Source organism: Marivirga sp. (assembly GCF_035704835.1).
In the GTDB taxonomy this organism is placed as follows: Bacteria; Bacteroidota; Bacteroidia; order Cytophagales; family Cyclobacteriaceae; genus Marivirga.
Map to the genome: position 1 here is coordinate 60,752 of NZ_DASSWQ010000050.1, position 9,335 is coordinate 70,086.

General features: G+C 34.4%; 12 protein-coding genes. 3 read left to right on the forward strand and 9 right to left on the reverse strand.

Going from position 1 to position 9,335, the window contains the following annotated elements; all coding sequences use genetic code 11:
- Nucleotides 1-37: 37 nt before the first annotated feature.
- From VFM92_RS08310 to VFM92_RS08345, 8 genes are all read right to left on the reverse strand, one after another.
- Nucleotides 38-748 carry a DUF6089 family protein gene (locus VFM92_RS08310; RefSeq protein WP_325121744.1) on the reverse strand — a complete coding sequence of 237 codons (711 nt, stop codon included), beginning with the start codon at nt 746-748 and terminating at the stop codon, nt 38-40.
- 3 nt (nt 749-751) lie between these two features.
- Nucleotides 752-1,996 carry a hypothetical protein gene (locus tag VFM92_RS08315; protein WP_325121745.1) on the reverse strand — a complete coding sequence of 415 codons (1,245 nt, stop codon included), beginning with the start codon at nt 1,994-1,996 and terminating at the stop codon, nt 752-754.
- Between the two features lie 61 nt (nt 1,997-2,057).
- The gene (locus VFM92_RS08320; RefSeq protein WP_325121746.1) at nt 2,058-2,945 is read right to left on the reverse strand and encodes an NAD kinase; all 888 of its coding nucleotides are present in this window, start codon (nt 2,943-2,945) and stop codon (nt 2,058-2,060) included.
- On the reverse strand, nt 2,938-3,600 hold the full coding sequence (locus tag VFM92_RS08325; protein ID WP_325121747.1) for a CBS domain-containing protein: 663 nt from the start codon (nt 3,598-3,600) through the stop codon (nt 2,938-2,940). Before VFM92_RS08325 ends, VFM92_RS08320 begins: the two co-directional genes overlap by 8 nt.
- The gene (locus VFM92_RS08330) at nt 3,597-4,364 is read right to left on the reverse strand and encodes an alpha/beta hydrolase (protein WP_325121748.1); all 768 of its coding nucleotides are present in this window, start codon (nt 4,362-4,364) and stop codon (nt 3,597-3,599) included. Before VFM92_RS08330 ends, VFM92_RS08325 begins: the two co-directional genes overlap by 4 nt.
- 119 nt (nt 4,365-4,483) lie before the next feature.
- Nucleotides 4,484-5,080, reverse strand: coding sequence for an aminodeoxychorismate/anthranilate synthase component II (locus VFM92_RS08335; RefSeq protein WP_325121749.1), 597 nt, complete (start codon nt 5,078-5,080; stop codon nt 4,484-4,486).
- Nucleotides 5,081-5,085: 5 nt separating this feature from the next.
- Nucleotides 5,086-5,610 carry a CvpA family protein gene (locus tag VFM92_RS08340; protein ID WP_325121750.1) on the reverse strand — a complete coding sequence of 175 codons (525 nt, stop codon included), beginning with the start codon at nt 5,608-5,610 and terminating at the stop codon, nt 5,086-5,088.
- Nucleotides 5,611-6,063, reverse strand: a complete 453-nt coding sequence (locus VFM92_RS08345; protein ID WP_325121751.1) for a GatB/YqeY domain-containing protein — start codon at nt 6,061-6,063, stop codon at nt 5,611-5,613.
- A 57-nt stretch (nt 6,064-6,120) separates the two neighbouring features.
- Between VFM92_RS08345 and VFM92_RS08350 the strand changes: the two genes are divergently transcribed.
- From VFM92_RS08350 to VFM92_RS08360, 3 genes are all read left to right on the forward strand, one after another.
- Complete coding sequence (locus VFM92_RS08350) at nt 6,121-6,840, forward strand: pyridoxine 5'-phosphate synthase (RefSeq protein ID WP_325121752.1); 720 nt, start codon at nt 6,121-6,123, stop codon at nt 6,838-6,840.
- Nucleotides 6,841-7,013: 173 nt separating this feature from the next.
- Nucleotides 7,014-7,778 (forward strand): alpha/beta fold hydrolase, encoded by a 765-nt coding sequence (locus tag VFM92_RS08355; RefSeq protein WP_325121753.1) that lies wholly within the window; start codon nt 7,014-7,016, stop codon nt 7,776-7,778.
- A gap of 30 nt (nt 7,779-7,808) precedes the next feature.
- Nucleotides 7,809-8,261 (forward strand): YciI family protein, encoded by a 453-nt coding sequence (locus VFM92_RS08360; RefSeq protein ID WP_325121754.1) that lies wholly within the window; start codon nt 7,809-7,811, stop codon nt 8,259-8,261.
- A gap of 208 nt (nt 8,262-8,469) precedes the next feature.
- Here VFM92_RS08360 and VFM92_RS08365 read toward each other — a convergent pair whose 3' ends face one another.
- Entirely contained in the window at nt 8,470-8,895 is a 426-nt protein-coding gene (locus tag VFM92_RS08365; RefSeq protein WP_325121755.1) for a hypothetical protein, read from the reverse strand.
- Nucleotides 8,896-9,335 lie beyond the last annotated feature (440 nt).

The following is a 9,335-nucleotide window of genomic DNA, read 5'->3' on the forward strand; positions in this document are numbered from 1 at the left end:
CATAACTATTAATAAACTTGTGAAGGATTTCTGATTTCTATTTTTTCAATGGGACTGGACAATTTACTCCCCAGAATGTATAACTAATTGAAAATCCTGTGAAATAATACCAATCATTATCATTCCAGTCACCAAATTGAAAATTTGAATTCCTTTTATCTGTTATTATTTCTTGCGAAATATTATCTAAATAATCGTAAAATAATTTTCTAGCTGAAAACTCAAAATTTAATGTCCATAATGGCCCTAAGCTATATTTCACCCCCCCACCGAATGGAATCATAAGCTGAATATCACTGTAGTCTGTCGTTTTTTCTGCACGATTTATCAAGAAAAAACCTGCCCCAACAGTTAAATAAGGTGTGAATTTGACCAATGCTTTGTCATTTCTGAAATCAAGAAATTCATAGGTAGCTTGCCCTGAAATTTCAGTTATAAAATCTTGGAAAGAGGCACTTCGTATTGCAGCTTGTGGATCTATAGGATTTTCATCACTTCCTTTTATTCTGCCAGCTGCGAAATTAAGTTTTCCTGACCAACCATACTGATAGTTTTTTACATAAAAGAGATTGATTCCAAACGTTTGATTTTGAATTGAATAATTACGAATTAAATCTCCTGTGTAATTAAAGCTTGCCAATCCTCCTCCGAATTCTTTAGATTGAGCATTTGTTTGACTGCTGATACCTAAAACGGCAATCAAAAAAAATAAAATATATCGTACTACTTTAGAAGGATTATTCCACATAGATTATCTAAACTTTGCACCTCTAACGAGTCCACCCCCTAAAATGTATGTGATAGAGATATTTGTTGTGATATAAATGTCGTTATCTCTTGGATTTCCTCTTATATTGCGTAAATCTTCTTGTCCGACATTTCCTCCATTATTTCCATATCCTTTAGCTCTAGACCACATCAAATCAGTTATATCTGAAGAGTAAGTATCTGTCCCGGGTACATAAACAAAGTTTTGAATATTGTTAAAATCTTCTTCTGAGAATTGGTTGGACCTATCAGACATTGCCATAGCGAGTGCTGCTTCAGGGTTTGCTCTTAAATCAGCCAAACTTCCAAAAACTCCTAAATCTACATATTCACCACTAACATCATCAAGATAATCAGTGAAGGTGTGTCGATAACCAACCTCCATGGAAATATCTAAGTTACTTGTTAATTTGTAACGAGCTCCTATCCCTACCGGTATGACAACTGAAATCCTGCTATAAGGAGTTGGTAATTCTTTTCCAAACGCTTGCAGATAAGCTTCTCTAGCTTCCGTACTTGCTCTTTGCCCTTCAGTACCTAATTGCCATAAACTTACATATTCACCCGCCTCAGCTAATTCATAATAACGAGGAGTTTGACCACCAGTAAAATCATTAGGATTTGATGCTAAGAAGGAATCAGTTGTAAAATATTCCGGTGCTTGTGCTTTAGGCTCATGAAAAATTGCTCCCACTCCAAAAATAGCATAAATATTTAATGGCGGACGAGAAGAAAATCTTCCTCCATGTTTAAATAAGTCAATTTGCCCTTGAAAAGACAATTCATAAATATCATTTCTAAAACTTAAATTTCTTAAATATCTATTGGCATTCTCAGTTACAAAATTACTTCCATCACCTCCTCCAACTGTTTCTACATCGGAACCTTGCAATCTACCCCACATAAAATTCACTTTCCAGGTATATCTATCTCCAAACTTTTGCTTAACAAATAAATTAACTCCTGGTCGTGTGAATGAAATATCAGTACTCAATGAAGTAGGTCTTGGTGCAATTTCCCCAAAATAATTCATAGCATTTATCCCACCGCCAACTGCATAGTAGGAGATCTCAGGATTGAAAAGCCTTCTAGACCCTGAAAAGGAACCTATTTTCCGACTGCTTTTTCTCCTTTTATTTTTGCCACCAAAAATTTGGGCATCCACACTTTCAGGCAATATTATTGCGGCAGACATGATAATGGAAAACAACAGTAATAATTTCTTCATACTTTTAGCGGTTCGTAACTTAACAAGCAAAATTAACACAAATAATTTAAATAAGTGGAAATCAATTCCTTAAATCTAATCCCCAATTTAATTTTTGCCTGAGTGTATCAAAATAATTTGACTGATCGAACGTAATCAATTTTGCTTTAAAGTCACCTTTCCTAACCGACATTTTAACAGTAGAATCGACAGAATGCGATTTTGAATCGAGCGACACCAAGAATTTATTACTTCTACCTTCTATTTTGAAGGATATTACACTTTGGTCAGAAACTATCAATGGCCTTACATTTAGGTTATGAGCACTAACAGGAGTAATAACAAAATTGTTAGAATGTGGCAGAATAATTGGTCCACCACAGCTTAAAGAATATCCCGTTGAACCCGTTGGAGTAGCTACTATTAATCCATCTGCCCAGTAGGAATTCAAATACTCTCCATCTACATACGTATGAACTGTAATCATGGATGATGAATCTGTTTTAAGGATCGCAAATTCATTTAACGCAAATGGTTTTTCACCAAAAACTTTTGAGCTTGTTTCTAAATAAATTAGTGCACGGCTATCTATTTTGTAATTTTTGTTTAATAAATCTGATAATGCTTTATCAATTTTATCCTTTGAGGTAGTCGCCAAAAATCCGAGTCGACCTGTATTAATACCTAAAATTGGAATTTCTAGAGCTCCCACATAGTTAACTGCTTCTAGCAAGGTACCATCACCGCCTAAGCTTATCAGATAATCTATTTTATCTTCTACTTTTAGTTTTTTAAAAATTGCAAAATCGGAATATTCTGGAAATGCTTCAGTAAATTTTCTAGCAAATAATTGTGAAACCGTTAATTCAACATTGGCTTGGTTGAAAAAATCGACTACCCTTTTTATATGCGGCTTAACTTCATCATTAAATACCTTCCCATGAAGCGCAATTGTTACTGAACTAGGCATTTAAATATCTCATTAGCATATCCAATCTTTCTTTTTCGTTGGATATTGATTTTACTTCCTGATATTTAGCCACCACTTTATAGCCAAAACGCTCTAAAGTGGCAATAACATGTGCCAAATTAATCTTATTGATTTTTAGCGTTAATCTAAATTTAGTAGGCTCATTTATATCAATATTTAAACTTGAACCCATAATTTGTGCCTCATTTGATTCAATTAAGCGACTAATCTCTGTTAATGAATAATCATTTTGATTCATTGACAATACTATAACCCCCCCTTCACTTTGAATAGAAGCGGATTGCGAAAAAATGGACAATGCATCAGAAAGCACCACAACCCCTAAATATTCTTCTTCCGCACTCACCACCACTACACATTCAAAATCAAAGTCTGTTGCTTTTTTAACTGCTTCGTAGGTATGCTGATAATCAAAAACAAAACAATCCTCTCCCTTCAAAATAAAGTCTCCTGCTTTTGCATTCACATTATTTTGGTCAATTATCATGTCCTCCGTAATAAATCCCAGGAATTTTTTATCCTTTATAACGGGCAAGGCATGAAGTCTTAACTCTTCCATCCACACTAATGCTTTAGCCGCATCATCGGTCACCTTAAGAGGCGGGATCATATCGTTAATTAATTCTATTGTCATGCTGTTGTTACTAGCTCCTTGTTTTTTAACCAATCATCAAGGTATTTGTTAAATACTGCAGGATGTTCCATCATTGGTGCATGGCAACATTTGTCAATAAATTTTAAAGTTGTATTTGGGATTAATTTATCGAATTCATGAGCTACCATTGGTGGAGTAATGGTATCGTTTAAGCCCCAAACTAATAAAGTTGGTGCTGTAATTTTTTTTATTTCTTCGCGCATATTATGCCTTTGAGCCGATTTCGCTATGGCAACTATTCGCATACATTTTGGGATACTTTTAGTAGTTTCAAAAACCTCATCTACTAATTGTTTTGTAGCCGTTTTAGGATCATAAAAGGTATAAGCTACTCGCTCTTGAATATAGTCATAGCTTCCTCTCTTCGGAAATGACCCCCCCATAGTATTTTCAAAAAGACCTGAACTTCCTGTAAGGACCAATCTTTTGATTTGTTCAGGGTGCCTAAGTGTATAAATTAATGCTACATGTCCTCCTAAAGAATTACCAATTAAAGTCATTTGCTCTAAACCTTGTTGCTTTACAAAGCCCTCTACAAAATCTGTAAGTGCGCCTAAACCGGCTTGTTTTATTGGCATTTCATAAATAGGTAATAATGGAATTAAAACGCGATATTCTTGGGAAAATTTGCCCACAACTGCCTCCCAATTACTTAAAGCCCCAAATAATCCGTGCAAAAGAACTAATGGCTCGCCTGCTCCTTCATCTATAAAACTATATTCTCCTTGTTTATGTATTTTCATAATTTACTTTAATTCACTAAACTTAGTCTTTTAACGCCTTTCATTTTGAATCCAATATCTCATTCGCTTTAACGCTAGAATATTTCATATGGTTAAATATATCAATTTCCTTTAAACTACTACAATTTATTGACTATTGCTTCCTTTTTTCTATTTACTAATGCACTCCAATTCGATAAAATTTTTAATCCAAATTCTGTAAGCACTGCTTCAGGATGGTACTGGATGCCATAAATAGGAAGAAATTGGTGTTTGAAAATCATGTTTTCATTGGCGATAGTGTTAGCTAAAGGAATCAGCATGGTTTGCTCAAAACCTTCTACAACCAAAGAATGATATCTGACAACGTCAAATTTTCTAGTCATATCATCAAATAATCTATCATCAGTTACCAAATGGATAGTTGAAATTTTACCATGCATAGGTTTTAATGCTTTTTTTACATTGGCTCCAAAATGCTTAGCAATTGCTTGATGACCTAAACATATTCCTAGAATGGGTATCTCATTTTCAAAAAAGCTGATGTATTCCATTAAAAACCCAGCATCTTGAGGCTTTCCTGGCCCTGGTGACAATACTAATGCTGAGTATTTTAGCTTATCAATCGTTTCGGGAGCTATATCATTTCGAATAACGTCACATTCTTCACCAATCTGATTAAAATAATCAACTAAATTATAGGTAAAAGAATCAAAATTATCCAAAATTAAAATCATGAATATTATTTTATTAGAAGTGCTTTCAATTGATTAAAAACATCTTGAATAAACGGCATATAAGCAGATATTAAATCCACTACAAAAGGCGCGATTGATGCTATAATTGGATAAACATACGTCCCTTCTGCCATTTCTGGTGAAACACTAATCTCAATCGATTCGCCCATCCAAAGTACTAAGCTGACACCAAAGGCCCATTTTAATAAACCAATAACCGCTCCAGCAAAATTATCTAGCCCTCCTAAGAGGGTCATATCTAAAATCTTTTTCACAATTTTACCAACCAAATTAACTATCAATAATATTGCAATAAAAAGCAATATGAATGAAATAATAGGTAAAGCATGTTCCCAATTTTGGAAGTACGGCTGTAGCAATTCCATTCCAAAATCCAATAGTTTGAAAGCACCAATTATTGCCAAAATAAGAGCAACTAATGATACAATTTCTAATAGGAGCCCTTTTTTAAAGCCTAAATAAGCACCAAAAAACAGAGGTACCAGTAAAATGATATCAAGGGTTTTCATTTAAGAAGCTAGCAATTGCTTTACTAATTGAGAAATCATTTTTCCATCAGCTTTTCCAGCTAATTGTTTTGTAGCAACGCCCATTACTTTACCCATATCCTGTGGGCCAGAAGCACCTACTTTAGCAATAATTTCTTTTAATTTAGCTTGTACTTCCGCTTCAGACATTTGCTTTGGCAAATATCTTTCAATGACATCTAATTCAAATAATTCTGCCTGAGCTAATTCGTCCCTACCATTCTCTTTATAAGTTTCCGCTGATTCCTTTCTCTGCTTGGACGCTTTTATTAGTAATTTCATTTCAGCATCTTCAGAAAGATTTTCCTCAGCCCCTTTCTCAGATTCAGCTAATAAAATCATGGATTTGATAGAACGCAATGTTTGAAGCTCTTCCTTATTTTTGGCCTTCATTGCATTTTTAATATCCGTATCAATTTGTTGTTTTAAGCTCATAGTAAATTTTTTAAAATCATTATCTTGCCGACAAAGTTATCATATAAAAATAAAATTATGACACGCTTAAGCGTCAATATCAATAAGATTGCCACTTTGCGTAATGCAAGAGGCGGTAAAAACCCTAATGTAGTGAATGTTGCTAAAGATTGCGAACGTTTTGGCGCCAAAGGCATTACCATTCATCCTCGCCCGGATGAGAGACATATTACTACCCAAGATGTTTACGATTTAGCTCCTATTGTCACCACTGAATTTAATATAGAGGGCTATCCGGATGCTAGATTTTTAGAATTAATCCAAGAAAATAATCCCGCTCAGGCCACTTTAGTACCTGACCCACCAGGGGTTTTAACCTCAAACGCAGGATGGGATACCATTAAAAATTATGACTTTTTGAAAGATGTCATTTCGCAATTAAAAGAAATGGGGGTAAGGACCTCCATATTTATTGGAACAAATCCCAAATTAGTTGAAGCAGCTGCAAAAGTTGGATCCGACAGAATTGAGCTTTACACCGAACCTTATGCTTCAAAATACGCTATGGATAGAGAAAAAGCAGTTAAGCCTTTTGTTTTAGCTGCTAAAATTGCTCAGGAAGCCGGTTTGGGAATTAATGCAGGACATGATTTAAGTCTTGCAAATTTGAAATTCTTAAAAGAGCAAATTCCATTTATGGATGAAGTGAGCATTGGTCATGCTTTAATTTGCGATGCACTTTATTATGGGTTGGAGAATACGATTCAACTATACCTTCGAGAACTCAGAGAATATTGAAGTGGGAAAAAGGGAGTTAGAAGTAGGGAGCCCGAAGTTGGAAGTAGGATGAGGGATGTTGGATGATGTGTGAAGTATGATGGATGTTAGACGAAATTTGAAATTATTAAAATTTTCTTGATACTAGGTTCTAAAATCTTGGTTCTAGTATCTAGATTCTAAAAATCTAAAAAATGAAATTAAATTATAAAGAATTAGGTAATAGCGGAGAGCCATTAATCATTCTACACGGACTTTTCGGTTCTTCAGATAATTGGATGACGATTGGACGAAAGCTATCTGAAAAATTCAAGGTATACTTGGTGGACCAGAGAAATCATGGTGATTCGCCACATGATAAAGTTCATAACTATGAAGCAATGGCTTCTGACCTGGAAGAATTTATAGAATCGAATAAAATAAAAAATCCTCATATTATTGGTCATTCAATGGGTGGTAAAACAGCTATGTATTTTGCCGTTCAGCATCCCGACTTATATGACAAATTAGTAATAGTTGATATTGCACCAAAAGCCTATCCAGTTCATCATGATACTATTTTAGAAGGACTTTGCAGCTTGAAGTTAGATGAATTGGAATCAAGAAGTGATGCGGATAAAAAATTAGCAGAATATGTGCCCGAAAAAGGTGTCAGACAATTTTTATTGAAAAACCTCACTAGAAATGATGAAAAAGAATTCGAATGGAAAATCAATCTACCTGTTTTAGAAAAGAATATTGAGATAGTAGGAAAAGGCTTAGAGAAAAGATTAGCCACTGAAAAAGATGTTCTTTTTGTAGGTGGGAAAAACTCTAAATACATTCAATCTGAAGACCATATCACTATCAATAATTTCTTCCCAAATGCCAAAATTGAAATGATTGAAGGAGCTGGCCACTGGATTCATGCAGAAAAACCAGAGGAGTTCTTAAGGTTGATCGAAGATTTTTTAAGATAATCACGCTTATTAATTTTTAAAATTAAAGCCATGAAAAAGACCCTTTTATTTTTATTTTCACTCCTCTTATCTTTTACAGCATTCGCTCAAAGTGTGGAATATGACAAAGATTTAGCCGATTCTTTAGGAGCTGATGATTACGGAATGAAATCCTATAGCTTGGTTATGTTAAAAACTGGCAGTGGAAAAATTGAAGATAAAGCTAAAGTGGATAGCCTATTTCGTGGACATTTAGATAATATAGGAAGACTGGCGAAAGCTGGAAAAATAATTGTAGCTGGTCCCCTGAGTAAAAATGAAAATAATTATCGCGGAATTTTTATTTTCAACGAGCAAGATAAAGCTAAAGTATCCGAACTTTTACAAACTGACCCTGCGATAAAAGCTGATTTATTAGCTTATGATATTTATACATGGTATGGTTCAGCTGCTTTGCCCGTTTACCTAGAAACTCATTCCAAAATCGAAAAAATTCGTCCTTAAACTTGAGTAATCAATGCAAATACAGTATGCACTTGAATTATTAGGTACATTGGTTTTTTTGCAAATCCGGGTGTACTAGCTGTTCATGATAAACTTTCTTAGTAGCACTAAAGCTCGAAATCAGCAATTCAGCCAGTATTACGCTTATATGATGTTGAACCCCGCCCTTAGCGCGCATCATTAGAGCTTAGATGTTAGGTGTTTTCTTTTAACCAAAAAACCGTTCTTCCCCAAGTTTCGATAATCTTTGTTTAGTGATTCTATATTTACTGTCGCTAAAAAGGGAAGCTATTTCTTGATATTTGGCTTGTAGAAATAAGACTTGATTTTCTAAATTCACTCTATTATTAAGTATCTGTTTTCTCTTAAGACCTACTAAAGATTTCTCAGGGTTCAATAGAGCAAAAATTAATTCCAAATCGTAAAAGTCTTCCTCTGCATGAGCACTACTCACTTCTAATGAGATTAAGCCTCTGTCGTTAGTTAGCTGAAGTCTTATCTGTGAATTTTCAAGTTTAATTAAAGCTCCGTGGTTTATAGTATTATATTTCTCATATATTGATAAGTCTAAATCTCTTGCAACATCTGCTAGATATTCATTGTATTTCTCTTCTAACTGATCTTTAAATTCCATTTATCAGTAGCCAAATTACACCTAACGCGAAGCTAAAATGCGTTTGCTACACTTCGCTTATGAAATACTAAAGTAGCGAAGCCAAACCATAACTACAATAGTTAAGTAGCAAAAGGAGTGAGGGAATTTGGTTGCTTTTACCTTAAATGAGATAGCTGTTTGGCTTTGTGGAGAATTCCTACTCACTTTGCTAGAAGCAGTAAGCAAATGCATTTTAGCAAATGTTGAACTCAACCTCCGGTAGCTGAAGTATTTCAACTTACCGGAGCGTTAAGCTCATGATATAAAATATAAATATCATGAGCAATTTAAGTAAAAATTACGGATGGTTAAACACCAAGGCTAATTCAGCCAAAACATTAATTGAAAGAGCCAAGAGAGAAGTGCCTCATTTTTCGGATCATATCAAGAAATTTGAAGAGCAGATCACATTAAAAAGC

Coding starts and splice junctions, on each gene's coding strand:
- VFM92_RS08325 (WP_325121747.1), bottom strand. CDS start 3,600: ATGACAATAGAATTAATTAACGATATGATCCCGCCTCTTAAGGTGACC.
- VFM92_RS08350 (WP_325121752.1), top strand. CDS start 6,121: ATGACACGCTTAAGCGTCAATATCAATAAGATTGCCACTTTGCGTAAT.
- VFM92_RS08320 (WP_325121746.1), bottom strand. CDS start 2,945: ATGCCTAGTTCAGTAACAATTGCGCTTCATGGGAAGGTATTTAATGAT.
- VFM92_RS08345 (WP_325121751.1), bottom strand. CDS start 6,063: ATGAGCTTAAAACAACAAATTGATACGGATATTAAAAATGCAATGAAG.
- VFM92_RS08335 (WP_325121749.1), bottom strand. CDS start 5,080: ATGATTTTAATTTTGGATAATTTTGATTCTTTTACCTATAATTTAGTT.
- VFM92_RS08315 (WP_325121745.1), bottom strand. CDS start 1,996: ATGAAGAAATTATTACTGTTGTTTTCCATTATCATGTCTGCCGCAATA.
- VFM92_RS08365 (WP_325121755.1), bottom strand. CDS start 8,895: ATGGAATTTAAAGATCAGTTAGAAGAGAAATACAATGAATATCTAGCA.
- VFM92_RS08360 (WP_325121754.1), top strand. CDS start 7,809: ATGAAAAAGACCCTTTTATTTTTATTTTCACTCCTCTTATCTTTTACA.
- VFM92_RS08355 (WP_325121753.1), top strand. CDS start 7,014: ATGAAATTAAATTATAAAGAATTAGGTAATAGCGGAGAGCCATTAATC.
- VFM92_RS08340 (WP_325121750.1), bottom strand. CDS start 5,610: ATGAAAACCCTTGATATCATTTTACTGGTACCTCTGTTTTTTGGTGCT.
- VFM92_RS08330 (WP_325121748.1), bottom strand. CDS start 4,364: ATGAAAATACATAAACAAGGAGAATATAGTTTTATAGATGAAGGAGCA.
- VFM92_RS08310 (WP_325121744.1), bottom strand. CDS start 748: ATGTGGAATAATCCTTCTAAAGTAGTACGATATATTTTATTTTTTTTG.